The organism is Phorcysia thermohydrogeniphila, assembly GCF_004339575.1.
In the GTDB taxonomy this organism is placed as follows: Bacteria; Aquificota; Aquificia; order Desulfurobacteriales; family Desulfurobacteriaceae; genus Phorcysia; species Phorcysia thermohydrogeniphila.
Genome location: NZ_SMFV01000003.1, coordinates 172,387 through 197,778 on the forward strand (window position 1 = coordinate 172,387; position 25,392 = coordinate 197,778).

A 25,392-nucleotide genomic window follows, 5' to 3' on the forward strand; every position below is an offset into this window, starting at 1 on the left:
AAACCCTTAAGGGAAAAGTTTAGCCCTTTAAACACTCAAAGTTTTCTCTAAAAAGTTTAACTCCATACTTTTCCCTCAAGCTTTTAAGGAGCTCCTTCTCTTTCTCCCTCAGCTTTTCCCCTTCAAGCCTTAAAGTTATGTAGTTACGGGCTTCCGTAAGGGTAATCTCCTTGGGGGGAATAAATTTGAGAACCTTAACTACGATGTACCTGTTACTACCGAGGTCGGCGATTAAGACCTTACCAGCTTTTTTGTCCCCTCCCATAAATATCAGCGTTCCTACAGGATCCTTAGGGTCGTTGTAGTAGCTTTTTTCCTTAGCCGTAAACTGGGCAAAAGCCCTTGCCACCTGTTTCCAGTCTTTACCTTTCTCAAGTTCTTCTTTTGCCTTCTCTGCCCTCTCTTTACTGCGGAAGTAGAAAACAACCGCTTTTGCCCTCTCCGGCATTTTGAACTTTTCCCTGTTCTGCTCGTAGAACCTCTTTATCTCCTCTTCGGTTACGGTTATTTTCTTGCGGAGCTCCTTCCTGAAAACTTCTATAGCTTTACCGGCATAGTACTCGGTAAGCATCCTCTGAAACTCAGGGTTTTTATCGTAACCCTTCTCTACAGCTTTCCTGTAAAAGTACTCTGTTAGGAGCTCTTTTTTCAGCTTTTCTTTCAGCTTTGAGGTATCTTTTCCTTCTGCTGCGACTTCTATCCCGCAGCAGCTTGCAACCACTCTACCGTCTTTCTGGGTGAAGGCTATTTTCTTTTCAACACTGGCGTAAATGTCCCTCACAGCCTCGTCGTACTTCTTTACCTTTAGCTCGTTCCTTATAAACTTCCTGTCCCCTTCTGTCATCTTTGAAGGGTCTTTGTCTGGGAAGAGCTCCTTGAAACGCTTAACTATCTCCTCGTCCGTTACCTTTTCTGCCACTTCTTGAGCTTGTAGGGAAACGTAGTAACGAGAAAGGTACTCCTTCTTGAACCTTTCAATTTCCCTGTCCAAACCGTACTTTTTAGCAAGTCCTGAATCTTCAACGTACTTAATTACAAGCCTTCTATTTATCATTCTGTTAAGTAAATCTTCCGGGTGCTTTGAGAAGTAGTCCTTCGCCTTAGGCTTTAAGAGCTCCTCAACGTACCTGTAATCTCCCAAGGTAATTCTTATCCCCTTGCCAGAGGCAAGTAGCGTATCCTCAGTGCAGACAGTTTCCTTCTTGGTTTCCGCTTTTTGAACGCCACTTTCGCAGGAAGTTGAAATAAAAGCCACCAATAGAAGGGCTGGCAAAAAGCGTCTCATTTCTATCCTCCATTAAAAAAGTGAAATCCCTCAGGCCCTACAAAGGGCCTGAGGGCTAAGAAGTACCAAGGAACATTTTACTGCTTCTTCTTCCTTCTAAATCCAAACAGTCCGAGGAGACCAGAGAAGAGAACTCCAAGGTTGAATGCCCCAGAAGCAGGGCTTGCAGCTGGTGTTACTGAACAGCCTCCACCGCCACCACCGGTAGGCGTCTCGGCCTCGCTTCCAGCAGTTGGCGTAATGTTCCTCAGGATAGCTACAGCAAGCTCTCCTTCACCTGTAGCCCTTGAGTCTGCCCTAATGGCAGCAACGTTCAAGGTTAACGTCTTGGAGTAGGAGTCGTAGGAAGCCCATCCCCTGTTGATAGCTTCCCTCATAGTAATGGACTCAGGGTTGAAGCTATCTTTGTCAACTTCGTAAGAAACTTTCTCTCCCTCTGAATGTCTTACCTTGACTATTTCGGCGTAGTTGAGGTAAAGGTCGTCAATGCTGGCTACGCCAAGGTCAGAAAGCTTAAACTCCAGCTTCTCTATGTAGTGGGAGAGAATAACTGGCGTGAATACCGCTTCAACCCCTTCTCTTTCGCCTGCATCAACGATTTCATCGGCAAGGTGTTCAAAGCCAAGGAGCTCCGGTAGTTCATTCTTAAGCCTTACAACAATAGCCCTTCTTGGCATTTCTCCTTCTGGAAGAACCTCTGTCTCAACCTCAACGGGAACTCCTTCAAACTTCATACTCCACTTCTTGTTCTTCCACTCTTCTGGTGCTGTAGCCGGAACAGCAAAGGCAATACCGTCAATGCCGCTACTTTCAACAGGTATCGGAACTAAGTGTCTGTCAATGTCAAGGCCGTTAGAGAGGGCGTTTACGAGAAAGTCTCCAGCGTGCCTAATCATAACCTCGTAGTTCTTTCCTCCCCAACTCATGGTTCCGTAGATAGGCTCTCCTTCCTCGTTCTCCGGGGAGTTAAAGAATACTAAGGTATGAGCTTCAACAGCTTCTCTGTAAGCCTTAGGAGGTATTTTTACAGGAACTGTAACGATTTCCCTTCCAAGTCCGAAGTACTTAATCGTTCCATCAGAGTTCTTAACAATAAGGGAAGATAGCGTTTCATCTCCTTCTATGTCCCCCATGTTAGCCTGAGGAAGTCTTCCATTCCTTGCATCGTGGCAAGCAGAACAGGAGAGCTCCTCTCCATTTATGCTCTTCTCGTTAGCACCAAGGGCATACTCTTTTGGAAGAACGCCGTGGTCAATGCTAAATGGAGCCGTCCAGATGTAAAAGACAGGGTCTGGGTTTTTAACTCCTTCCGCCTTAAGAACCTCAGTGATAGCTCTCTTCATAGCATCATACTCAGTATCCGTGTCAATCTCCGGCATGAAGTCTCCGTTGTCGTCGCAGATTGGGTCACCCAGTATCGTCTTAACACAAACCTTGTTGTTCTCCCAGTAGTAAGCAGGAACTTTCTTGTCGCTCTGTCCAGCAGGTAGGATTCCCGAAGAGGCAGCCTCAGAGGTTACCTCACCGCTTAAGGCCGCGTTTATCTCCCTCGTGTAAAGAACCTTACCGGTTGACTTGTCGTACCAAGTAACGAGGGTAAGTGGGTCTGCAATTCTGTATATGAACCTCTGGCCACCCGGCTCATCTGGCCTAAAGCCGTTGTTGATTATGACGGTAGCCCATCCCCAAGGGAAAGATTCCTGAGGAACTTTCCAGATACCAAACTGGGTTCTCTCAAGCCTTAAAGCAGCTTGCCTTGGGTCAAAGTCAACCTTGTAGATTGGAACGACAACGTCCTTACCGTTAGCAGTTTTAGCTATCGGGAAGGGCTGTGGAGCACCATACCCAGCTATTGGCATGAATGGACCAAATCCGGGGGAGAACATATCAATGGGTAAAAACTGAACGCTGTTGTTCTCGTTTTCCTTGTAGTAGAGCATCCTGTTGTCAAAGTTGTAGGAGTATCCAAGAACATCGTAGAAGGCCCTGAAGGTCCAGTGGGTTCTGTAAGGAATGTGACACACTTCACAGGCAATCTTTTCCATGTGAATCGCAGCGTTCCCTTCAGGTCCAAACTTCTCTTGGTGAACTTGAGCTGCAAGCTCCCTTGAGCCACCGAAGTGACAGTCTACACAGGTCTTCAAGGATGGGTTGTAGTCAAGGGACTGGTCCCAGTGACCTCCCCAGTCGTTACCTTTGAGGAAGTCGTGGTGGACGGGGTGGAGCTCCTTCTCCTCTTCCGTAAGCGTTCCCTCTCCATGGCAGGAGAGACAGGTCATACCACCTTTCTCGCTGTCAAAATGAACGTCGTAACCTATTGGGACATCGTCAAAGGAGATAACTGATTTTGCCTTCTGCATCTTGGAGAAGGCCTGCTGCTTCTGAACTGGGTCGGCAAGGTCGTAACCCTGAAGGTCTGTTGCCTGTAAGTTACCCTTATCCTCTCCTCCTCTGTGGATATCGTAAGAGAAGACGTCTCCCCTCTTAACTATCTCAGCAGCAAGACCGAGGGTTCCTTTTCTCGTTACCCAAGTGTAGTAGGTCGTGTCTTTTACGTTGTCCCCGTTTGTGTCAACCTCTGCAGACGGGTAAACGATTGCCATGTGGCAGTAGGAGCAAACAAATCCCCATTCCCTATTCTTAGTACCGTTTGTCATCTGAGGATAAGGATTGTCTGCCGTTCCGCTGCTTGTCGGAACGGAGTAGGTGTAGGTTTCTTCCTCCCTGTTTTGAAGAATCGGTAGCTCAACTTCTCCCTTATCGTTAAATTCGTCAGCGTCGTAGTAAACTTCCGGCTTCCAAATATCACCGTCTTTTACGAACCTCACGTAGGCTAAGGGAACCCCGTCTTGGTCAGTGTCAACTCCCATTAAAGAGGCAGTGGAGATGTACTTAAAGAAGAATCCTGCAAAGGTTCTGTAAACTACGTTTCCATCCTTGTCCTTTAAAAGAGCCGCTCCGCCACCAACGTAGGGCTCTCCGCCGTCTTTGTCCTTAGTGGTCTCTGGGTGCTCAAAGTAAACAACCCTCGCTACCTCTCTGGTCGCTCCGTTTGCGTTGTTTGGATAGAGAATAAAGGGTTTTGCTTCTGTTCCGTTCCTTATTACGTCGTTTATGAATGTGTCGTCAACGCCGTAGACGGCCTTTAGAACCTCTAATGGAACGGAGTTGTAGTAGGCAGACTCAACCTTTGCAACGGTCTTTCCGTTAATTGTTTCTCCAACTTTTGGAGGAACTCCAAGGGAAATGACTATCGTTTCTCCTTCGTCCGTAACTCCCTTAAACACCATAACTCTTGGGTTTGCAGGCATTATCGGGTAAACGTCGGCAACTCCAAGCTGGGTGTGAACAGTCTTATCCTTCTGGGAGGCGTCAGCGTGACACATGAAACAGTCGGTATCGTTGACTCCAGAACGCTTGAAGTTAAAGACTCCCGGTTTTCCTATGTAACCGGCTCCGACCTCGTAGTCTGAGTAACCCAAGAGGTCTCCGTCAATTCCTACCTTCGCTATAAGGGTATCGTCGTGGATGAACCAGTCCTTATTACTTGCCAGAGCTTCAAAGTCACTATCGCCGAGCCTCTCTTTTAGAACCTCATCAAGAGGCTTGTCCTCCCTTCCAAACTGAGCAGCTCCTCCACCTGCGTGGCAGGAGTTACAGGTTATGTTGTGGTTCATAGTTCCCATATCAAAGTTGAAACCTTTGTAAGCGTTGGCATCTGCAGGGTTTATGCCTTCTACTGCTCCATCTGGAACTGCAGGGTCGTTTAGAGGATTCTTTGCCGCCAACTGGCGGTAGGAAGGTGGTCACCAGCCCCCGTAGTGGGACTTACTGCGGAAGTAGCGCATTTTCAACACTTGATTGGTCACAAAATCCTTAGTTCCAGTATCATCACCGTGGGTTTCTTCGTTGTCCATCCAGCCCATGTCGTGGATTCCAACAGCTCCGTGGTGGGACATGCGGAGGTCCTCAATTATCTCCTCGTGACACTGGCCACAGGTCTTTTCCCAGCTGACCGGTTTACCCTTTTTAAGGGAAACGACGTTCCCGTTTTTGTCCTTTACCTCTATGGTCTCAGAGGAAAGTCCGCTGATGATGCTGTTCCCTTCCGTGTCAAGGAGCTTTATGGCCTCGTGATCGGCATACCCTTGCGAGGCAAGAACCGCACTCAGTATAAAGGAAGTTGTAAGGGTCAGCTTACTCTTTCTCCACCTCGCCCTCATCTCGTCCTCCAATGCGTTTACAAAATTTTTACATTCCGGGATTCTAATTCTAACAGAACATCCATAATCTTTCAACATTAATAATCTTTTATTAAAGCAAACTCGGCGAAGGAAGGTAACCTATAGCACGAAGTCCCTCAGGGGTTATCTTTCTGCCCCTTGGAGTTCTAACTATGAACCCCATTTCAATGAGGTAGGGCTCGTGGACGTTAGCGATGGTTTCAACGTCCTCCTTTAAAACCATAGCTAAGGTGTTTAGACCTACTGGCCCCCCTTTAAAGACTTCAGCTATAGTTTTTAGTATCTTCCTGTCCATCTGATCAAGGCCATAGGAGTCAATACCAAGCTCATCAAGGACCTTCTTGGCTCTATCCTCGCCGATTTTTTCCCAGCCATGAACTGTAGCGTAATCCCTAAAGCGTTTGAGGAGCTGGTTTAATATCCTCGGAGTTCCCCTACTTGAGCGGGCTAAAATTTTGAGAGCTCCCTCACTCAAAACAATTCCAAGTTTTTCAGCATTTTTCTTGGCTATCCTTGCAAGTTCTGAGGCAGTATAGAGCTCCAGCCTACAGATGAGTCCAAACCGGGAGCGAAAAGGAGGAGTTAAAAGGTTAAGCCGGGTTGTTGCGCCTATAAGGGTAAAACGGGGGAGCTCTATTGAGAGAGCTCTTTTACTCCCAGAACCCGTAACGATGTCTATCCTAAAGTCTTCCATAGCCGAGTAGATGCTCTCTTCCAAGCTTCTGTTGAGCCTGTGAATCTCATCTATGAATAGAACGTCCCCCTCGTTTAAGGAAGTAATGAGAGCTATTAAATCCCCTTTCCTTTCTATAGTTGGAGCAGAAACTATCTTGATTTCTTTTCCGAGTTCCTTAGCTATTATCATAGAGAGAGTCGTTTTCCCCGTTCCCGGAGGACCGTAAAAGAGGACGTGGTCAAGGGGCTCTCCCCTCTTCTTCGCCGACTCAATCGCCACCTTCAGTACTTTTTTTACTTTCTCCTGACCTATGAACTGGTCAAGACTTTCCGGCCTTTCTATCAAGTTTCTCTCCCAGAGAGTTTCTGAACGGCCAGCTTAACAGCCTCTTCAAGGGTTAAGCCACTAAGGTTTACACCTTTTAGTTTAACTACAATCTCTTTCTTAGAATAACCCAATGAAAGGAGAACTTCCATTAGCTCTTCCGGTACTTCCACACTCCTTTCAAGTTTCCCTCTTAATTCAAGTATTATCCTCTCTGAGAGCTTTTTACCAAGTCCCGGAACAGAAGAGAGGGCTTTTACGTCACCGGCCGAAACTATCGCCTCAAGCTCTTCCTTTGAAAAGTGGGAGATTATGCTCATAGCCACCTTCGCACCCACTTTCGGGATTTTTAAGAGGGTCTCAAAAAGAGAACGCTCCCCTAAGGTCTTAAATCCGTAAAGGGTTGGTGTCCCTTCAGGAGGCAGGATGAGCTTTGTAAAGAGCTCTACAGTATCCCCCTCTTTTACCTCCGTAAGAACCCTAAGGGGGACAAAAACCCTTAGAGCGAAAGAGCCACACAGAACAGAGATACTATCGGGATACTTGTAGACAACCGTTCCTCTTACAAGGTCAACCATTTTACCTTGCTACCGTTACGTTTTCGGCAAAGCCTTTAATCCTGAAGGAGAAGGTTCTACCCTTTAAAGGAGCCACCTTAGGTTTAACCTTTACTTTCAAGTTGAGGTAAGACCTTTTAGGAATTCTAAGGTCAACGTTAATATAACCCTTCACGCTTATTTCAGCATCTCTACCGGCTCCTTTTGCCTCAAGGCTTACAACGTTCTCCCTTTTTACAGTAAAAGTTCCCTCTACCTTACCAAGGTTTAAACCCGGAATGGAGAAAAGACCAAAGGAGAGCTCTCCAACCTTTACGTTCTGAAGGGAAAAACTTCCTCTTCCACCCTTAAGGAGTTTCTTTTCAGCATCTAAACGGAACTTTCCGCTTAAAGACAAAAGCCCCTCTACCTTTACAGGCAACTCTTTAACGCACTTTGCTACGTTAAGAGATTCAAGAAAAAACTCTAAACTTGATACAGGGTAATCAAGTTCTATTTCTCCCTCACCACTACACGCTTTTAAGGAAATCTTTAAGCGTTTACTACCGGAAAAGATACTGCTTATCTCTGGAAAAATTTCAACCTCTTCAATAGAAAAAGGTAGAGATAAAAGGCTCAGCTTTTTAACTTCTACCTTGGGAGGAAATCGCTCAACCTCTACTTTCCCGTAGCTTATCCCCCTTTTGCAGAGCTCCCCCTCAACAAACCTTTCAATCGGTAGCGATAGGTAGAGAAATACCGGAAAGGAGAGAAGGAATATTAAAAAAGGGTAGAACTTCTTCATCCTTCCTCGCTCCTCATAAAGTTGAAGGTAACCTTTCCAGAAACGAGACCGTTCTCATCCATATCAGAGATTTCAAGGGAAGTTGACTTGAAGTAGTAGGGAGAGCTCTCCAAGCTCCTTATGAACCTACCGAGCTTGTTAAGGGAAACTTCTGAGAAACTCACGGTTACAGTTTTAACCTCAATTCCTTCCTGAACCCTGCCTACAGAAACCTTTACGTTCTTAACCTCAATAGAGTACGTTTGAGCCCTCTTTTTCACGTAGTCAGCCACGTTCAAGTTCTTCCCTCTCCTAACTCTCCGCAGGGCAGGTTCAACCTCCGATTTAAGGGAGACAAACTCCAGAGCCTTAGGCCTTAGCTTTTCTACCCTCTCTTTTAACTTCTGAGACCTTTTTAAGTACTCTCTTTCAAGTGAACTAATTGGGGAAAAGACAAAAGTTACAAATGCAAGGAAGATAGCAACAGGAGTTCCAATAAGGACGATTAACCTATCTCTTTCATTAAGTCCGGAAAGGTAATCTACAAAGGTTTCTTTCAACCTTTCAAGCACCGCCCTTTACCCCAGATACCGTAATCGTGAACTTAATACCCTTATCGGTTTCCTTAGTAACATCTGTATTTACCTTACTGAAACTACTCTTTAGCCTGTCCGTAAAGTTCTTCAGAGCTCCTGAGCTTTTTGCCAGTCCCGTGAGTTTAAAGCTATCGGCCGCAGAGCTCCCCTCCACTTTCAAAATTTTTACGTCGTTAACCACAGCCTTAGAGACGCCGGAAACGTAAAGGAGAACAGAAGGTTTATCAAGGAGCAGAAGTTCTCTTAACCTTTCAAGCCGAGATAAGGCTTGAGAGAGCTGCTCTTCTGGTGCAACAACTCTTTCGCCGAGTATCCTTTCTACCGCTTTTTTGTATTCCTTTTTTAGCTCCAGATAGTTCCTTTTAGCCTGAAGGTAAGAAAGGTACTCTGCAGCTGAAAGGAAGAGAAGTCCTGAAAGAACCATAAAGGCAGAGGCGATTAACTTCCCTTTATTTTTTGTAAAAAATTCTGAGCTAAAAAGGGAAAGCTCTTTAAAAGATGCCCTGCAGGAGGATTTCCTAAAGTGAAAAAGGCCGAAAGCCCCAAAGTAGAGGGGAGTTTCTCCGCCAAAGGGTTCAATATTTGGAATCTCTACGGTTAGCCGCTCTTTCAAGAGTCTAACAAAATCGTCATCAAGAGCTCCTCCACCTACAAGGATAGCTCTCTTTGACTTAACAAGGGGAAAGATTCTGTCTTCAAGGAAAGAAAGGTCGCTTTTAAGAGCTTCAAAGCCAGCTCTTACAATTTCAACAGACTTTAACTTCCCGCCAACAATTTCTACAACAGCCGTCTTTGAAGCACCAGCGTCAATAACGGTTAGCTCATCCTCCCCATAAACTAACCTTGCAGCCGTAGCTACCCCGATGATATCAACAGTAATAGCAGTAAGGTCCTTAAACGACTCCTCTAAGGGCTGTAATGTCTCTCTTTTCTCTACGAAGACTAAGAGCTCACACCCCTCCTTTTCCCTCTTTACAGGACAGAAAGAGACCGCTATTTCCTCTGGTAAAACCCCAATGTCAGAGGAAACGTCGTTAAGGATTACTTTTTTTAGCTGGTGTCCCCTACATAAAGGGTAAAAGGACCTTTTTATAAAAACGGTCCTCGCAGAAATGCCGGCTACGATTCCCCTCCCCTCCGGAAGGCCTGTCCCAAAGAACCTACCGTCAAACCACTTTGTAACCTTAGAGCCTACATCAACGCCTATCATTGAACTACCTTCCACTCAAGGACTTTATACCTATTCGCGTAGGCCTCAACTGTAGCCGTGGTATCGCCGCTATGTGCTGTAGCCTCTATCCGGAAGTAATTGCACCTCACCGTTATTAGAGGCTTTATTTCAAAGTAGAGCTCCTCATCAAAACCGGGGAGCTCCTTTAGTTTTGTTAAATCTTTTATAGGACGGTTCTCAATTATACTATCCACAGCGTCCTCGCCCATTTGAGGAGAAAGGGCTAAGAGAACCTCTTTTGGAGCGGAGTTCACGTTAACTTTCCCGCCATAGACCGTAAGGTAGTTCCTCAGCTTCTTAAAAACCCTGTCATCAACCCCCTTTACGTAAAATAGCTCATAGATACTCTTCATAGGAACATTTGAAGGCCGGTACCCAAGCCCCTCGTAGTAGAAACTTTCTGCACCGTTCCCAAAGACTTCATCATCGCCATCAATCCAGTCCCTAAGAGCATCAGCCAAGTCTACATTAAGCTCCAGTTTTTCAAAGAGCCTTTGAGCTATACCGTACCAGCGGTTATCCTTCAGATTGTTAACGTTAATCTTGCCACACTCGTCCTCTATTCTAATGGAAACAGAAATTCCCCGGTAGTTGTAGTAAAAAGGGGAAGCCCAATCGTCACCGATACCGTCAAAGCCGTTGTTGTCGTTTCTCAAGAAGTAGAGGGCAAGCTTCACAGCAGAAACGGCGGCGTGGTAAGCAACGGTATAGTCCCTGAAACTTTCAGCCTTTTTAAAGTTTAGCGTTGAAACGTAGTAAAGGGAAAAGAGAAAAGAGGCGGTAACAGAAACCATAACAAGGACAAGGAAGAGGACAAACCCCTTCCTACTCCCTGAAGAACTCAAGAATCTTTTCCTCATTAGGCGAATTTATAACACCCTTTTCGGTAATTATCGCCGTTATGTTCTCGTGTGGCGTAACGTCAAAGGCGGGATTTTTAACCTTAGCCCCGTAAGGAGCTATGCGGCAGTCACGACAGTGGCAGAAGAGAACCTCCTCTGGAGCTCTCTCCTCTATGGGAATCTCCTTACCGCTCCTTATTGAGAGGTCAAAGGTTGAGGTGGGAGCAGCAACGTAGAAAGGAATGCCGTGCTCCTTTGCAAGGACTGAAAGGGCATAAGTTCCTATCTTGTTGGCCGTGTCGCCGTTTAGGGCAATCCTGTCCGCTCCGACTATTACACAGGTAATCTCTCCAGAGGCCATGAGCCAGCCTGCCATGTTGTCGGTTATGAGGTAGTAGGGAATTCCTTCCTGCTGTAATTCCCAAGCTGTAAGCCTTGCCCCCTGAAGGTAAGGACGGGTCTCATCAACGTAAACTGTTATCTCTTTACCCGCCTCAACGGCGGCCCTGATAACGCCGAGAGCCGTTCCGTAGCCGGCAGTTGCGAGAGCTCCCGTGTTACAGTGGGTAAGGATGACTTCGCGGGAAGAAAGGAGCTCCGCTCCGTACTGGCCTATTTTCTTGTTTGTTTCAACGTCCTGCTGTTCAATGTTCACAGCTTCTGTTTCAAGGGCCGCAACGATGTCCTCAATAGTCCTTCCCGCCTCAACTATCCTCTTCATTTTCTTTAAAGCCCAGAAGAGGTTAACTGCCGTTGGACGGGTTGCAGCGAGCCTGTTGATTATCAGTTCAAGCTTAGCTTTAAAGTCCAAAAAGTTCTTGGTTTCTCCCGCTACCTCCTTTGCGCCAAGAACAACTCCGTAAGCAGCAACAACGCCTATAGCGGGAGCTCCCCTAACGACCATCTCCTCTATTGCCCGTGCAACACACTCGTAGTCCTTACACTCAATCCACTCTTCCTTTAGAGGAAGCTTCCTCTGGTCAAGGAGTAGGAGGGAATCTCCTGTCCACTTTAGAGGACGTATATCCTTTATTCTCGCCATTTCCTACCTCCTCTTAACGACTAAGACAGGACACTCGGCCTTTTTTATGACTGCCTTGGCCGTGCTTCCAATCTCAAGGATTCTCTCCATAAGTCCTTTACCGTGGTAACCGATAACTATAACGTTAACCCCTTCCTCCTCTGCCACCCTGACTATCTCGTCTGAGGGAGTTCCTACGGTGAGAACCTTCTTTACATTAAAACCTGCCTTCTCAAAGTCCCCTGCAAGGATGTCAAGCATCTCTTGGTGGCGCTTTAGAACTTCCCTTTCAACTTCGGGCAGGTGGGAGTAGAGAAGAGCAACGTCAAGGGCAAAGGGGTCGTCAAACTGGGGAAGGCTAAACTCAAGTGGAGATATAACGTGGAGGAGAACAACCTCCTCTGCTCCGGCCTCCCTTAGCTTTAAGGCGTAATCCTTTGCAGTTTCTGCAAGTTCAGAAAAATCGGTCGGGTAGAGGACTTTCTTAAAAAGTGGCATTAAACACCTCTTTTATTTGGCTTTGTGAAAAATCATAGCATTTTTTCTTTTGCCTCCTGCCAAAGGAGCTCCATCTCGTCAACAGACATATCCTCAAGCTTCTTTCCCATCTCCTTAGCCCTTTTCTCCATATACCTAAACCTCTTCTCAAACTTCTCGTTCGCCTTAGAAAGGGCTAACTCTGGATTGATACCCAAGAACCTAACCAAGTTAATGGCCATAAAGAGGAGGTCTCCGGCCTCTTCCTCCAATTTTTCCCTATCCCCTTCTTTTAGTGCCTCTGAGAGCTCCTCAATCTCCTCCTTCATCTTCTCCTTTATTCCATCAAAGCTATTCCAGTCAAAACCTACCTTTGCCGCCCTCTTCTGTAACTTGTAGGCCCTCTCCCAAGAGGGTAAAGACTCTGGAATCCCGTCAAGGAGAGACTCCTTCTTCTTCCCTTCCTTCTCCTTAAACTTGTCCCACTCCTTTAAAACATCATCGGCAGTTTTTATGTCCTCCCTGTCTCCAAAAACGTGGGGATGACGGAAGACAAGTTTTTTAGCAATGGCGTCAACAACATCGCTTACATCAAACTTTCCCTCTTCCTTTGCTATCTGGGAGTGAAAGACTATCTGAAGCAGAAGGTCTCCAAGCTCTTCTTTCAGACCCTCAAAGTCCTTCTTCCTTATGGCGTCAACGACTTCATAGGTTTCCTCTATAAGGTAAGGAACAAGGGACTCGTGGGTCTGTTTTCTGTCCCAAGGACACCCTTGGGGAGACCTTAACTTTTCCATTATTTTCACCAAATCATCAAAAGAGTACTTTTTCATCCCTTCCTCCTTGAGACGGGAAAAAGCAGGGTCGTGCAGGAAAAAAGATAAGCCTGAAGGGAATGGTTAGAACCTTTCTATGACGGGAACGGGATTGATTTCCTTAATAGACCTGACCTGTGGCCTGTAGATGAGCTCCCAGTCAACAACGGGGAGCTCCCCCGTTTTTTTAAAGATTTTCCACTTGGCTTCAGAAATAGCCTTTGATACCTCCTTAAAGAGCTCGTAGCTAAAGGGCTCCGTAACAACAATCTTAAGCCTTACTCCCTTTTCTCCATCCTTAAGTGGCAGAAGGTCAACATCCCTAACAAAGGGAAGATCTTTTAAAGAGTCCTCAACTGTTACAGCAACCTTTAAGAGGTTCACCACCCCTCCCTTTAGATTCGCTTTGACTCGTAGCTGAGTATTAGGCTCTTCACCCTTGAAACGTACTCCTCCACCTTTGAGGCGTGGCTTTTTGAAAAGGCTATCCCGTAGTACTCAAGTCCCTTAACAACCGCGTAGAGCTCTTCTGCAAAAACTGTCAGTTTTTGAAGCTGTTCAGGTCTAAAAATTCCCCTTCTGTAGAGCTTCTTTATAAAGAGAGAAAGGAGCTCCGGGTAGCTCTTCACACCAATTGCGTCTGTGCCAACTACTCCCTGCATAAAGTAGAAAAAGGCCTGATAACAGTTTGAGAGGGCAGAGTTCAAGTAGTCGTTTTCCAAGGCCATCCAAGCTACTTTTAACCTTTCTTCAGCCTTTTTTAGACTTTCCCTTTCCATATTTTAACCTTAACAAACTTTTAGAACATTTATTATTGTATCATAAATTCAGTATTGCAAAGGTCGGAAAGAAACATTTTGTATAAATTCCTGTGAAAAACTTTGCGGAGAGAAGAGGATGGGAATAAAGGTCTTCAATACGCTAACCGAGAAGAAAGAGGAGTTCGTTCCCCTTGAGGGTAAAACCGTCAGGATGTACGTCTGTGGCCCAACAGTTTACGACCACGCCCACATAGGTCACGCAAGGAGTGCAGTCGTCTTTGACGTTATTAGAAGGTGGCTTGAGTACAGGGGTTACGAGGTCATATACGTTCGCAACTACACAGACATAGACGACAAAATCATAAAGAGGTCAAGGGAAGAGGGAATACCTTGGTACGAGGTAGCCCAGAAGTACATAGACTCCTACGAAGAGGATATGAGGGCTCTCAACGTCAAAGAGCCAACCTACAAGCCGAGGGTTACAGAGCACATACCGGAGATAATAGAGGTAATAAAAGGGCTCATTGAGAAAGGTTACGCCTACGAAGCAAACGGAGACGTCTACTTCTCCGTAGAAAAGTTCCCCGGTTACGGAAAGCTCTCTAAGAGGAAGTTAGAAGAGCTCATAGCCGGAGCTCGGATAGAGCCGGGAGAGGGTAAAAAGAACCCCCTTGACTTTGCCCTCTGGAAAAAATCAAAGGAAGGCGAACCGGGATGGGAATCCCCTTGGGGAATCGGCAGGCCCGGCTGGCATATAGAGTGTTCTGCAATGTCAATGAAGTATCTCGGCGAAACGATGGACATTCACGGTGGAGGACTTGACCTAATCTTTCCACATCACGAAAATGAAATAGCCCAATCTGAGAGCTACACCGGAAAACCTTTCGTCCGTTACTGGATTCACAACGGCTTCGTAATGGTCAACAAGGAGAAGATGAGCAAGTCCCTCGGAAACTTCTTTACAGTAAAGGAAATCCTTGAAAAGTTCTCCCCGGACGTCCTAAGGCTCTTTTTACTTTCAACCCACTATAGAAGCCCGATAGACTTCTCAACAGAAAGGCTTGAAGAGGCAGAAAGGAGCTTAAAGAGGCTACTAAACTTCCTTGACTCCAAGGAGGTAATACGTTCCTTACCCGAAAAGGGCGAAGAAGAAGACGTTATTGACGTTGAAAGCTACAGGAAAAAGTTTGAAGAGGCTATGGACGACGACTTTAACACTGCAAAGGCTTTCGGTGTTCTCTTTGAACTTGTAAAAGAGGCAAATCAGCTTAAGGACAGATACCTTAGGGAAGGCAGGATACCAAAAGCGACAAAAACCTCCCTCGTTGAAGCAGTAGAGCTTGTTGAAAACATGCTTAAGCTCTTGGGACTAAAGCTTGAAAGGGAGAAGGAAGAGGGAATTGAAGATGAGCTGATAAAGCTTTTAATAGAGGTAAGGGGAGAGCTCCGAAAGCGCAAAATCTTTGACCTTGCAGACAGGATAAGGGACAGATTGAAAGAGCTGGGAATAACCTTAGAGGACCTCCCAACGGGAACTGTTTACAAGAAAGGCTAAGATGGGTAAGTTAGAAAAGGAGATTGAATTTTACAGAGACTTGTTTAGCAAAGTGTTTACCCTGTTTCTCGTAGTAAGTGGGGGAACTGTTGCCCACTTCTCACAGAAGGGAGTGGATTTACTTACCGCAGTAGGCATCCCTGTTTCGTTAATTCTACTTTGTTCTGTCTTAGTAACCGGATATCTTTATAAAAGTAAGGTAAATCAACTGGAGGACTAAGCTAATGGAAACTTTAGTCGTAGCTATATTTGCCCTTATGTTCATCACCTTAGGACTATTTTTCATCTACCTTGCTGTTCCGAGTAAAAAACACAGTTAACGCTAAAGGCAAAAAAGATGGGTATCTACGACAGGGACTACTACAGGGAAAGAAAGGAGACCTCTAAAAGGTCGTTGTTTAAAGTTGCCTACTGGGTTATGGTTGGACTTTTTGTTCTGGCCTTTGTTGTTTACGTTCTGGCAGTCTTTTCCCGGTAGAAGCGACACTTCGCTCCCTGCCGGGTCTCCCTCTCTTCAAATCTTTTCCTTATAAGGTTGATTACCCTGTGCTTTTCCCTGTGGCTACACCAAGAGGGGGCAACTAAGACTTCTGAGGGGGATTCCCCCGTTATTCTCTGAATTACCATTCTTTTAGGTAACCTCTCTATAAAGTCAACCACCAAGTCGGCATACTCTTCCTCTGTAAGGAGTTTAAAAGGCTTTTCCCTGTAAATCTTCTCAAGCTCTGTTCCCCTCATTACGTGAAGGGGGTGTATCTTCACGCCGTCTATACCGAGGGAGGAAAGAAAGTCTGCCGTCTCTAACATGTCCTCCCTGTCTTCTGTCGGAAGCCCCAGAATAACGTGGGCACAGATGTTTATCTTTGGAAACCTCCTCGTCCTAAGGACTGCGTCTATAAAGTCTGAAACGCCGTGTCCCCGATTCATCCACCTTAAAGATTTAAAGTGGGAGCTCTCAAGGCCGTACTCTATCCAGACCAAGTAGTCATCGGTGTAAGAGTTTATGAGCTCTAAGGTTTCGTCAGGAACGCAGTCGGGACGAGTGCCGACTATCAGGCCTACAACTTCGGGGAACTTCTTTATCCTGTCGTAGATTCCTCTAAGGGTATCCGGAGATGCGTAAGTATTGGTGTAGGCCTGAAAGTAGACTAAGAACTTATCTGCCCCGTAACGCCTCCTGACCCTCTCTATTCCGGTAGCTATCTGCTTCTCAATGCTCATTTGCCTTTTCTGCTCGTCGTAGCCAGAGCCGGAAAAGCAGTAGATACAGCCCCCTCTTCCTTTCGTTCCATCCCTATTTGGACAGGTAAAGCCGGCGTCTACCGTTACCCGGTAGACTCTCTCACCAAAGATCTCCTTAAGGTAACGGGAAAAGGAGTAGTACCTCTCCATTAGAGTTTTTCTTCTCCTCCTTCCTCCTCAAACTCAATTCCTACCGGAATAAACTCGGCAACGTCTGAAAGTCCCCACTCTTCAAACTTTTTCTTTCCCTCTTCCTCACACTCCAAGGGAACTACAAAGAAGAAACTTTCTCCAGACTTCCTACAGTGCTCTGCAATGGCCTTTGCCTTCTTCTCAGCCTCCTCAGTCTTAACCGTGTAGCAGTCCTCAACCTGAACGGCTATCTGCTGTCTCTCTCCGTTCTCATCCTCAAAGACGGCTAAAAAGTCCGGCAGGTACTCCTCCCCCTCTGCCATGGGCTCGTAGATTTCAAAACCCTCTTCCTCCATCAGAATCGCCATAACTTCAATCAGCTCTTCCTTAGTTAGTCTCTCTTCCATCACTTTCTCCTGAAAATTTTTAGCTCATTTTGAATTTTCTAATCTATAATTTCCTGTAGCAACTACAAGAGCACAAGGAAAATGAAATGTTAAGCTCTTCACAGATAAAGCTAAAAGCTCAGGAGCTCCTAAAACCTCTGGCTGAGGCCGTCAGCTCTACCGGAATTTCACCAAACGCCGTTACAGTTGCAGGTTTCTTCTTCTCACTAATCTCTGGTTTCTCCATAGCAACGGGAAACCTTAACTTAGGAACTGCCTTCTTTATACTCTCTGGCATCTGCGATATGATGGACGGAATAATCGCAAGGGTTACTGGAAAAACGTCCCCCTTTGGAGCTTTCCTTGACTCTTTTCTGGACAGGTATTCAGACTTTTTCCCTCTAAGTGGCCTCGTTGTTTTCGGATTTGAAGAGGATAACCTTCCCATCGTCCTGCTTTCCCTTTTCTCTATGGTAGGGGCTTTTGCCACAAGCTACGCAAGGGCAAGGGCAGAGTCCCTCGGAGCAGACTGTAAGTCCGGCCTTGTAGAAAGGCCTGAAAGGTTCTTCATCCTCCTCTTTGCGCTTATTTCTGGCCTTTTCGTAGAAGTTCTGTCAGTCCTTGCCGTTCTATCAAACCTTACGGCCTTCCAGAGACTACTCTGTGCAGCGGAGAAGCTTAGAAAGTGAAGAGGTTCTTTGTAGTCTCCCTCTCTGTTTTGCTCTTAATCTCGTTAATCTCACTCTTTGCAATTTCTTACGTGGATAGAGCTCTCTTTTCCAAAAAACCCGTATCCTTATCCCTGCGTGTAGAGAGGGGAACTTCCGTAAAGGCTCTCCTCAAGGAGCTCAAAGAAAGAAATGTTGTAGATAATCCCCTCTTAGCCTACATCTACCTTAGGCTGAAGGAGCTAAAAATAAAGGAAGGTTGTTATGACCTAAGGGGAAATCTATCCACAGTAGAGGTGCTTAAAGAACTCTCTAAGGGAAGGCCGTGCTTAAAGAAGGTTACAATTCCCGAAGGTTCAGACATCTTTGACTTAGACAGAATACTATCCAAGGAAGGCTTCTGTAAAAGTGGGGAAGTTTTAAGCCTTTCAGAGGATAAGGGTTTCCTTTCGGAGCTCCAAATCCCCCACTTAGAAGGCTACGTTTACCCAGACACCTACTTTGTTAACGAGAAGGCCTCCTGCAAGGACGTCATAAGAACGGCCGTCTCCCACTTTAAAAGAGTTACCGGTAAACTCTTTTCCGAGTACACACCTCCGAGGCTTGTAAAAAAGGCCTTAGGGGAAGTTACAGAGGAAAAGCTCTTAGTAGTTGCGTCTATTGTGGAAAGGGAGACAAACGTCAAGGAAGAAAAACCCATCATTGCCGGCGTGATATACAACAGGCTTATAAGGGGAATGAAGCTCCAGTGTGACCCGACAGTCTACTACGCCTACAAAAAGGCAGGAATCAAGAAGAAAAAACTCCACAGGGGGGATACATCATTCCCTTCTCCCTACAACACCTACTACGTTAAGGGACTTCCTCCTACGCCAATCTGTAACCCCGGAATTGACTCTATAAAGGCAGCAATGTACCCAGAAGAGACCCGTTACCTCTACTTTGTAGCAGCCGAAAAGGGACATATCTTTTCCACAAGTTATAATCAACACTTAAAAAACATTCGGAAACTCTATAGAGATGGCAAAAAGGTTCGTAATTGATAGCTCAGGGGAGAAGTACCCATTTTCTAAAGGGGTCTTGGTTCGCTCACTCACCAGAACGGGACTTTCGGTGGAGGAGGCCTACGAGGTAGCAGATGAGGTAGCTTCCTCCTTCAGGGGAACTATCACCTCTGAGAAGCTGACAGAGCTCGTATACAACATACTCAAGGCAAAGTTTGGAAAGAGCTTTGCAAATAGGTATAAGAGCCTCGTAAAAGAGGGTGAGATTTTAGTCTCAGAGGATGACGGAAAAACCTACGTCCCTTTCTCCCGAGGGATTCTGGCAAGCTCCATCAGGTCTGCCGGCGTTGACGTTCAGGAGGCCTTTGACATAGCAAAGGAGGTTGCCGAACACTTTAGGCGTAGCGCCAAGTTTCACATTTCCCGCTCTGAGATTAGGGACATTACGAGCAAGCTCCTAAAGAAGAGGCTCGGAAAGGAGTACGCCCAGAGGTATCTCTTCTGGCGTCAGACTAAACAGCTAAGCAAGCCGATAATAATCCTCATCGGTGGCGCAACCGGCGTAGGCAAATCGCGACTTGCTGCTGAGCTTGCAGGAATTCTTGAAATAAACCGTATGGCCTCTACCGACTCCATCAGGGAAGTTATGAGGAAGATGGTTTCTAAGGAGTTCGTTCCCTCTATCCACGTTTCAAGCTACGAGGCCGGAGACGTTATCTACAAGTACGCAAAGCTTGAGAGGAAGCAGAAAATCCTCTACGGTTTCCTTGACCAAGTAGAGAAAGTCCTCACAGGAGTTGAGGCAGTAATTCAGAGGGCAATCAAGGAGAACATCAGCCTCATCGTTGAAGGTATCCACCTAATTCCCGGCATCTTTGAAAAGATGAAAAACAAAGCTCACATAGTCCACATAATTCTCACAACCTTTGACGAGGAGATACACCGGAGTAGGTTTAGATCCAGAGAGAAGATGTCCCAGAGAACGAGCAAAAAATACCTGAGGAACTTTGGGGCAATCAGGCTCATTCAGGACTTCCTCTACAGAACGGCTCACGAAAAAGGAATACCGGTTATAGAGAACATTGACTTTGACCAGACGAGGGAAAAAGCCCTTGAGGTAATCACAGATAAACTCATAGAGGAGGTTGGAATAAAAGTATGACTCTTCTCTTCATAGGTCTTGGGGGATTTTTCGGCGCTATATCCCGCTTCCTCATTTCCGGTTTTGTTCAGAAGCTCTTGGGTACCACGTTTCCCTTTGGAACACTTTCAGTAAACGTTATAGGTAGCTTCCTCATAGGTTTCCTCGTAATGCTCTTTGAGAATATGCTCTCCCCCGAGTGGAAGGCCTTTTTCATAACCGGTTTCTTAGGAGCTCTAACAACATTCTCAACATTTAGCCTTGAAACGGTTGTCCTCCTTCAGGAAGGCCTATACGAGAGAGCTCTCCTAAACGTCGCCCTAAACGTTCTTACCTGCCTGATTGCTACAGTCTGCGGAATGGCCCTCTTTAAAGCTATCTTTAAAGTGTAAAGCCTTTCGGAGGTGTAAATGTTTCTTGACATTGAAAAGGGAAAATTCTTGGTGAACTTAGCAAGGGCAGCAATTGAGGAATACTTAAACCACGGAGTCCAGATAGAACCGCCTGCTAACACGCCATCGGAGCTCTTTGATAAGAGAGGCGTCTTTGTAACGCTTAAAAAGTTCCCGTCTGGAGAACTCCGTGGCTGCATAGGCTTCCCAGAACCAATAATACCTCTTGTAATAGCGACAATTTATGCAGCTATCTCTGCTGCAACTAACGACCCTCGTTTTCGCCCGGTAAGACCCCACGAGATGGAAAACCTTGTTGTTGAGGTTACGGTTCTAACTCCACCTGAAAGGCTTAACGTCCCGCCCAATGACCTTCCCAAGGCCATAAAGGTAGGAAGGGACGGCCTCATAGTTCGCTGCGGTGCCGCGGCAGGTCTACTGCTTCCACAGGTTCCAGTAGAGTGGGGTTGGAACGAAGAGGAATTCTTATCTCAGGTTTGCATAAAAGCAGGACTTCCACCTAACTGCTGGCTAAATCCCGCGTGCGAGTTTTACAAGTTCCAAGGACAGGTTTTCACAGAAGTAAAACCCTACGGAGAAGTTATAGAGGAAGATTTATCACCTTAAGGAGGACAGGTTGCAAGAGTGGCTACTTGAGTTTTTAGTTACGCTTCCTGCTGTTCTTTGGGCAATAACCATCCACGAGTTTGCTCACGGAATCGTTGCCTATAAACTTGGCGACCCTACCCCAAAGATAACAGGAAGGTTAACCCTAAACCCTTTTGCTCACATTGACTTTATAGGGTTCTTAGCTCTTCTCATCGTCCACTTTGGCTGGGCAAAACCGGTACTGGTCAACCCACAGAATTTTAGGAAGCTCAGCAGAAAAACAGGTGAGGTACTTGTAGCCTTTGCAGGACCTTTCGCCAACTTCCTGAGTGCCTTCGTTAGCGCCCTGATACTAAAACACTTCCCATTTGGAACTCTCCCTCCAAACGTCTCAGAACCACTCTACTACATGGTTGGATACAGCCTCCTCATCAACGTTGCATTCGGAGTATTTAACCTCCTACCTGTTCCTCCCCTTGATGGCTCTAAAATTCTTGAAGCTTTCCTGCCCCCAAAGCTCTACTACTCCTATAAAAAAATTGAACCCTACGGTTTTATCATCCTCATAATCATCGTTATCAGTCCCGTTTTAAACTGGATACTCCTTCCACTCGTTAATGCCATAATAAATGCAATGAGAGCCATAACCTAATAGGGAGATTACCTTGATTTTTAAGGAGCTAATAAAGAAAAAGCGGGACGGAAGAGAGCTCTCCAAAGAGGAAATTGAGTTCATAGTGGACTCCTACACAAGAGGGAAAGTTCCCGACTACCAGATGGGAGCTCTCCTCATGGCCATCTATTTTCAGGGACTCAATTACGAGGAAATGCTACACCTAACAGATTCAATGTTAAGAAGCGGGAAAACCGTAACTGTTAAAACAGAAGGTATCCTTGTAGATAAGCACAGCACAGGAGGAATAGGGGATAAAGTTTCCTTCATCATAGCTCCCGTTCTTGCTGAAATGGGATTTAAAGTTCCGATGCTATCGGGGAGAGCTCTTGGCTTTACCGGAGGAACAGTTGATAAGCTTGAAAGCACCGGGGCAAAAACGGAGCTCTCACAGGAGGAAATCTCACAAATCACAGAAAAGTTTGGCTTCTCAATCTCTGCCCAGACCAAGGAGATAGCACCGGCCGACAGGAAAATCTACGCCCTGAGGGACGCTACAGAAACGGTAGAGAGTATCCCCCTCATAGTATCAAGCATTCTAAGTAAAAAGTTGGCCGTGAACACAGAGGCCATAGTCTTTGACGTGAAGGTTGGAACTGGAGCTTTCATGAAAACACAAAGAAGGGCTGAAGAACTTGCAAAAGGACTTGTTGAAGTGGCAAAGCTCTACGGAAAAAAAGCTGGAGCTCTCATAACTGAGATGAGCCAGCCCTTAGGAAGGTTTGCCGGGAACGCCCTTGAAATCAAAGAGTCCATAGATGCACTATCTGGGAAAGTAGAAAAAGACCTCCTTGAGGTAACTGCCTCTTTAGTCGGCCTCCTCTTTGAACTTACCGGAAGAGGAAGCTTTAAAGAGGGAAAGAAAAAGGCCGAGGAGGTTATCCTCTCCGGAAAAGCCCTTGACAGGTTTATTAAGTGGATTGAATACCTTGGAGGAAGTCCAGAGGTAGAAATAGCCAAGAAAAAAATAGTGGTGGAAGCTCCTACTTCTGGCCACATAAGCAGTATAAACGGAGAGGCCTTAGGATACCTAATTGTAGAGCTCGGAGGAGGAAGGAAGAAAGCCGGAGAGGCTATTGACCACTCGGTAGGTCTTGGCTTCTTGAAGAAAATAGGTGACTACGTTGAAAAGGGAGAACCCATAGGCGAAATCTTCTACAGACTCGGAGACCCTACAGAGCTTGTCAGAAAATTCCTATCTGCCTACAAGATTTTAGAAACTCCCTGCGGGAAACCGGCTATAGTAAAGAAAACCATAACTTAAAACCACGCTCTCTAAGTTTGATACCTTCTGTAAACAGCTTTAAATTCAAACTACAGATAATCCATAATGGAATGAGGTGAATTATGAGGAAAGCTTTAGCATTACTAACTCTCTCCGTCTTTTTCGTTTCTGGGTGTGCTACAACACAAGAAGGGCAGACCAGTAAAACCGCTACCGGAGCTGTTATAGGTGCTGTTGTTGGCGGAGCTCTCGGCGCAGCCACAGGACCCAAAGGGGCTAACAAAGGAAAGAGAGTTCTAATTGGAGCAGCCATTGGAGCTTTAGTTGGAGGTGCTATAGGCTACGCCCTTGAACAGCAGGCCAAGGAGCTCGGCGAGGACTTAGGAGTAGAGCCCATAGACAACACCAATCCCGAAGTAAAACCTAAGGAGCCTCCAATTTCAGAGAGTAAACCCGTTGCAGTCGTTAAAGAGCCAGAAAAGGTAAGAGTAGTCCTTAAGAACTCCCTTCTCTTTGACTTTAACAGCTACGAGCTTAAACCTTCAGCAAAAGAGACATTAAGGAGAGTCGCCTCCACCCTCACAGCCCACCCAGACACTGTAATCGTCATAGCCGGCTTTACGGACAGCACCGGCTCTTTTAGCTACAACGTGGGACTTTCTGAGAAAAGGGCAGAGGCAGTTAAGAACGAGCTGGTTCTAAACGGCGTTGACCCAACGAGAATACTGGTCTTTGGCTGTGGGCCTAAAAAGCCGATAGCACCTAACAACACAGAAGAGGGAAGAGCTCTAAACAGGAGAGTTGAAATTCTCGTCTATCCCAAGGGAGTTACGATACCACATCCCTGCGAATAACATATATTAAATCATCTGATAACTCTATGGACGGAGCTGGATGAAGAAGTTCTACATAAAGACCTTCGGCTGTCAGATGAACGTAAACGACTCAGAGAAGATGGCCGGTATTCTCCGGGACATGGGATACGAGAAGGCCGAAAGCCCGGAGGAAGCCGACGTTATCATAGTTAACACCTGCTCAGTAAGGGCAAAGCCCGACAACAAGGCATTTAGCTTTATCGGAAGCCTCAAAAAAATTAAGAAGAAAAAACCTGAAACTATCATCGCCGTTGCAGGCTGTGTTCCCCAAAAAGAAAAAGACTCTATCCTGCGCTTTTCTCACGTTGACTTAGTCTTTGGAACGTTTAACTTCATGAAGCTTGACAGCCTCCTTGAAAGGGCAAAGAGAGAAAGAGTCGTTGAGATTCTAAACTCAAAAATCCCAGAAGAGGACAGAGTTCCCCTAATAGACAGCTACCTTGAAAACCCTTACGTTGCCTACGTTACAGTCCAGAGGGGATGTAACAGGTTCTGCACCTACTGCATCGTTCCCTTTACAAGGGGAAGGGAAAGGAGCGTTAAGCCGGAGCTCGTCGTAGAGGAAGTTAAAAGGCTTGCAGAAAGGGGAGTTAAGGAAGTTCAGCTCCTCGGTCAGAACGTTGACTTTTACAACTACGAGGGAGTGGACTTTGCAGACCTCCTCTATATGGTCTCAGAGGTTGAGGGAATAGAGAGAATTCGCTTCCAGACATCCCACCCTGCCGGCTTTAACAGGAAAATCGTCAAGGCCATGAAAGAGATAGAAAAGGTCTGCCCCTACGTTCACCTTCCTCCTCAGAGTGGTTCAAACAGAATCTTAGAGAGAATGAACAGGGGCTACACGAGGGAGGAGTACATTGAAAAAGTAATGATGCTGAAAGGGGAAATTCCCGACGTAGCCCTTTCTGGTGACTTCATCGTAGGCTTCCCCGGAGAGACGGAAAAGGACTTTGAGGATACCCTTTCCCTTGTTGAAACCTGCGTCTTTGACCAAGGGTTTGTCTTTGAGTTCTCTCCAAGACCATTTACAAAGGCAGCAACCTTTAAAGACGACGTTCCAAAGGAAGTAAAGAACAGGAGACTTCAGGAGTTACAGGACCTCATAAAGCGCCAAGCAGAAGAGAAGAACAGGAAGAGGCTCGGCAAGGTAGAAGAAGTCCTCGTTGAGGGAAGAAGTCCTAAAGGAGGGGAACTTTCTGGAAGAACCAAGGATAACAAGCTCGTCGTCTTTGACGGTGACGAAGGCCTTATAGGAAAGTTCATAAAGGTTGAAATAGTAGAGACTTCACCCTTCTTCTTAAAAGGAAAACCGATTTTAGAAGGAGCTTGAGTTATGGTAGAGGTATCGGTAATAGGAATCACGCAGGATAGGTACAGTGGCCTTCCGATTATTATTCTCGGTAACGAGCAGGAGCGCTTTGCAATTCCGATTTGGGTTGGACACTGGGAAGCAGAGCTCCTTGAGACGGAACTCCTCGGAGCAGTTCCTCCAAGACCCTTCCCCTACGACCTCATAAGAGAAATCATCTCTGCCTTTAGAGGAGAAGTAGAGAGGGTTGTAATTAACGACTTTGACAAAGGTATCTACTTTGCAGTTATAGAAGTTAAACGTTCAGACGGAGAAGTTTTAAGGATTGACTCCCGTCCCAGTGACGCAATAAACTTGGCCGTAAGGGTAAACGCTCCGATTTTCGTTAAAAGGGAGGTAATAGAAAAAGCATCCGTTATTCCCCTTGATGAGTGTGAAGGGGATAACTGCAGGGAACAGTGGGAGCAACTAATAAGGGAACTCTTTGAGGACTAAACTACGTGGAAACCTTATTTACCCTGCTTGTAGGAGCTATCGGCTTGGTGCTCTTCCTGAAGTTTTACAGGAAGGCAAGATGTAGCCGGTGCAA

The 25,392-nt window shown here is 46.1% G+C and carries 29 protein-coding genes; 13 read left to right on the forward strand and 16 right to left on the reverse strand.

Going from position 1 to position 25,392, the window contains the following annotated elements:
- Positions 1–19: 19 nt before the first annotated feature.
- The 14 genes from CLV27_RS05240 to CLV27_RS05305 form a co-directional block, all read right to left on the reverse strand.
- Positions 20–1,285, reverse strand: a complete 1,266-nt coding sequence (locus tag CLV27_RS05240; RefSeq protein ID WP_132526526.1) for a peptidyl-prolyl cis-trans isomerase — start codon at positions 1,283–1,285, stop codon at positions 20–22.
- A gap of 77 nt (positions 1,286–1,362) precedes the next feature.
- Complete coding sequence (locus CLV27_RS05245) at positions 1,363–5,073, reverse strand: cytochrome c3 family protein (protein WP_132526528.1); 3,711 nt, start codon at positions 5,071–5,073, stop codon at positions 1,363–1,365.
- An 18-nt stretch (positions 5,074–5,091) separates the two neighbouring features.
- Entirely contained in the window at positions 5,092–5,508 is a 417-nt protein-coding gene (locus tag CLV27_RS05250; RefSeq protein ID WP_132526530.1) for a hypothetical protein, read from the reverse strand.
- Between the two features lie 91 nt (positions 5,509–5,599).
- Positions 5,600–6,550: a Holliday junction branch migration DNA helicase RuvB gene (ruvB, locus tag CLV27_RS05255; protein ID WP_132526532.1), complete on the reverse strand. Its 951-nt coding sequence runs from the start codon at positions 6,548–6,550 to the stop codon at positions 5,600–5,602.
- Positions 6,547–7,107, reverse strand: coding sequence for a Holliday junction branch migration protein RuvA (gene ruvA, locus CLV27_RS05260; protein WP_132526534.1), 561 nt, complete (start codon positions 7,105–7,107; stop codon positions 6,547–6,549). The genes ruvB and ruvA overlap by 4 nt, the downstream gene beginning before the upstream one ends.
- Before the next feature lies 1 nt (position 7,108).
- Complete coding sequence (locus CLV27_RS05265) at positions 7,109–7,870, reverse strand: hypothetical protein (RefSeq protein WP_132526536.1); 762 nt, start codon at positions 7,868–7,870, stop codon at positions 7,109–7,111.
- Complete coding sequence (gspM, locus tag CLV27_RS05270) at positions 7,867–8,421, reverse strand: type II secretion system protein GspM (RefSeq protein WP_132526538.1); 555 nt, start codon at positions 8,419–8,421, stop codon at positions 7,867–7,869. Before gspM ends, CLV27_RS05265 begins: the two co-directional genes overlap by 4 nt.
- Positions 8,414–9,655 (reverse strand): hypothetical protein, encoded by a 1,242-nt coding sequence (locus CLV27_RS05275; RefSeq protein ID WP_132526540.1) that lies wholly within the window; start codon positions 9,653–9,655, stop codon positions 8,414–8,416. Before CLV27_RS05275 ends, gspM begins: the two co-directional genes overlap by 8 nt.
- Complete coding sequence (gene gspK, locus CLV27_RS05280; protein WP_132526542.1) at positions 9,652–10,536, reverse strand: type II secretion system minor pseudopilin GspK; 885 nt, start codon at positions 10,534–10,536, stop codon at positions 9,652–9,654. Before gspK ends, CLV27_RS05275 begins: the two co-directional genes overlap by 4 nt.
- Positions 10,502–11,560: an S-methyl-5-thioribose-1-phosphate isomerase gene (gene mtnA / locus CLV27_RS05285; protein ID WP_132526544.1), complete on the reverse strand. Its 1,059-nt coding sequence runs from the start codon at positions 11,558–11,560 to the stop codon at positions 10,502–10,504. Before mtnA ends, gspK begins: the two co-directional genes overlap by 35 nt.
- A 3-nt stretch (positions 11,561–11,563) precedes the next feature.
- Complete coding sequence (locus tag CLV27_RS05290) at positions 11,564–12,037, reverse strand: universal stress protein (protein WP_132526546.1); 474 nt, start codon at positions 12,035–12,037, stop codon at positions 11,564–11,566.
- 32 nt (positions 12,038–12,069) lie between these two features.
- Complete coding sequence (gene mazG / locus CLV27_RS05295) at positions 12,070–12,849, reverse strand: nucleoside triphosphate pyrophosphohydrolase (RefSeq protein ID WP_132526548.1); 780 nt, start codon at positions 12,847–12,849, stop codon at positions 12,070–12,072.
- A 66-nt stretch (positions 12,850–12,915) separates the two neighbouring features.
- The gene (locus CLV27_RS05300) at positions 12,916–13,215 is read right to left on the reverse strand and encodes a hypothetical protein (protein ID WP_132526550.1); all 300 of its coding nucleotides are present in this window, start codon (positions 13,213–13,215) and stop codon (positions 12,916–12,918) included.
- A gap of 11 nt (positions 13,216–13,226) precedes the next feature.
- Positions 13,227–13,610: a HEPN domain-containing protein gene (locus tag CLV27_RS05305; protein ID WP_132526552.1), complete on the reverse strand. Its 384-nt coding sequence runs from the start codon at positions 13,608–13,610 to the stop codon at positions 13,227–13,229.
- 118 nt (positions 13,611–13,728) lie between these two features.
- On the opposite strand from CLV27_RS05305, the gene cysS reads away from it, so the two are divergent.
- The 3 genes from cysS to CLV27_RS08505 all read left to right on the forward strand — a co-directional run bounded on the left by cysS (position 13,729) and on the right by CLV27_RS08505 (position 15,625).
- Positions 13,729–15,147, forward strand: coding sequence for a cysteine--tRNA ligase (gene cysS / locus CLV27_RS05310; protein ID WP_132526554.1), 1,419 nt, complete (start codon positions 13,729–13,731; stop codon positions 15,145–15,147).
- Position 15,148: 1 nt separating this feature from the next.
- The gene (locus tag CLV27_RS05315) at positions 15,149–15,367 is read left to right on the forward strand and encodes a hypothetical protein (RefSeq protein ID WP_132526556.1); all 219 of its coding nucleotides are present in this window, start codon (positions 15,149–15,151) and stop codon (positions 15,365–15,367) included.
- Positions 15,368–15,484: 117 nt separating this feature from the next.
- Positions 15,485–15,625, forward strand: coding sequence for a hypothetical protein (locus CLV27_RS08505; protein WP_165863687.1), 141 nt, complete (start codon positions 15,485–15,487; stop codon positions 15,623–15,625).
- Here the strand turns inward: CLV27_RS08505 and mnmL are convergent.
- Entirely contained in the window at positions 15,598–16,539 is a 942-nt protein-coding gene (mnmL, locus tag CLV27_RS05320) for a tRNA modification radical SAM protein MnmL/YtqA (protein WP_132526558.1), read from the reverse strand. The two genes, CLV27_RS08505 and mnmL, sit on opposite strands and share 28 nt — an antisense overlap.
- On the reverse strand, positions 16,539–16,928 hold the full coding sequence (locus CLV27_RS05325; RefSeq protein WP_132526560.1) for a hypothetical protein: 390 nt from the start codon (positions 16,926–16,928) through the stop codon (positions 16,539–16,541). Before CLV27_RS05325 ends, mnmL begins: the two co-directional genes overlap by 1 nt.
- Before the next feature lie 86 nt (positions 16,929–17,014).
- Here CLV27_RS05325 and CLV27_RS05330 point away from each other — a divergent pair, with 86 nt between their 5' ends.
- The 10 genes from CLV27_RS05330 to CLV27_RS05375 all read left to right on the forward strand — a co-directional run bounded on the left by CLV27_RS05330 (position 17,015) and on the right by CLV27_RS05375 (position 25,298).
- A complete protein-coding gene (locus CLV27_RS05330; RefSeq protein ID WP_132526562.1) occupies positions 17,015–17,596 on the forward strand; it encodes a CDP-alcohol phosphatidyltransferase family protein in 582 nt (193 codons plus the stop codon).
- On the forward strand, positions 17,593–18,618 hold the full coding sequence (gene mltG / locus CLV27_RS05335) for an endolytic transglycosylase MltG (protein ID WP_132526564.1): 1,026 nt from the start codon (positions 17,593–17,595) through the stop codon (positions 18,616–18,618). The genes CLV27_RS05330 and mltG overlap by 4 nt, the downstream gene beginning before the upstream one ends.
- Positions 18,596–19,741, forward strand: coding sequence for an ATP cone domain-containing protein (locus tag CLV27_RS05340; protein ID WP_132526566.1), 1,146 nt, complete (start codon positions 18,596–18,598; stop codon positions 19,739–19,741). Before mltG ends, CLV27_RS05340 begins: the two co-directional genes overlap by 23 nt.
- Positions 19,738–20,112, forward strand: a complete 375-nt coding sequence (gene crcB, locus CLV27_RS05345) for a fluoride efflux transporter CrcB (protein ID WP_132526568.1) — start codon at positions 19,738–19,740, stop codon at positions 20,110–20,112. Before CLV27_RS05340 ends, crcB begins: the two co-directional genes overlap by 4 nt.
- An 18-nt stretch (positions 20,113–20,130) precedes the next feature.
- Positions 20,131–20,739 carry a TIGR00296 family protein gene (locus CLV27_RS05350; RefSeq protein WP_132526570.1) on the forward strand — a complete coding sequence of 203 codons (609 nt, stop codon included), beginning with the start codon at positions 20,131–20,133 and terminating at the stop codon, positions 20,737–20,739.
- 10 nt (positions 20,740–20,749) lie between these two features.
- Complete coding sequence (locus CLV27_RS05355) at positions 20,750–21,373, forward strand: site-2 protease family protein (protein WP_132526572.1); 624 nt, start codon at positions 20,750–20,752, stop codon at positions 21,371–21,373.
- 13 nt (positions 21,374–21,386) lie between these two features.
- Positions 21,387–22,658, forward strand: coding sequence for a thymidine phosphorylase (locus CLV27_RS05360; protein ID WP_165863688.1), 1,272 nt, complete (start codon positions 21,387–21,389; stop codon positions 22,656–22,658).
- An 83-nt stretch (positions 22,659–22,741) separates the two neighbouring features.
- Positions 22,742–23,473, forward strand: a complete 732-nt coding sequence (locus tag CLV27_RS05365) for a YiaD family glycine zipper/OmpA-like lipoprotein (RefSeq protein WP_132526576.1) — start codon at positions 22,742–22,744, stop codon at positions 23,471–23,473.
- Positions 23,474–23,513: 40 nt separating this feature from the next.
- Positions 23,514–24,824: a tRNA (N6-isopentenyl adenosine(37)-C2)-methylthiotransferase MiaB gene (gene miaB / locus CLV27_RS05370; RefSeq protein ID WP_132526578.1), complete on the forward strand. Its 1,311-nt coding sequence runs from the start codon at positions 23,514–23,516 to the stop codon at positions 24,822–24,824.
- A gap of 3 nt (positions 24,825–24,827) precedes the next feature.
- The gene (locus CLV27_RS05375; protein WP_132526580.1) at positions 24,828–25,298 is read left to right on the forward strand and encodes a bifunctional nuclease family protein; all 471 of its coding nucleotides are present in this window, start codon (positions 24,828–24,830) and stop codon (positions 25,296–25,298) included.
- Positions 25,299–25,392 lie beyond the last annotated feature (94 nt).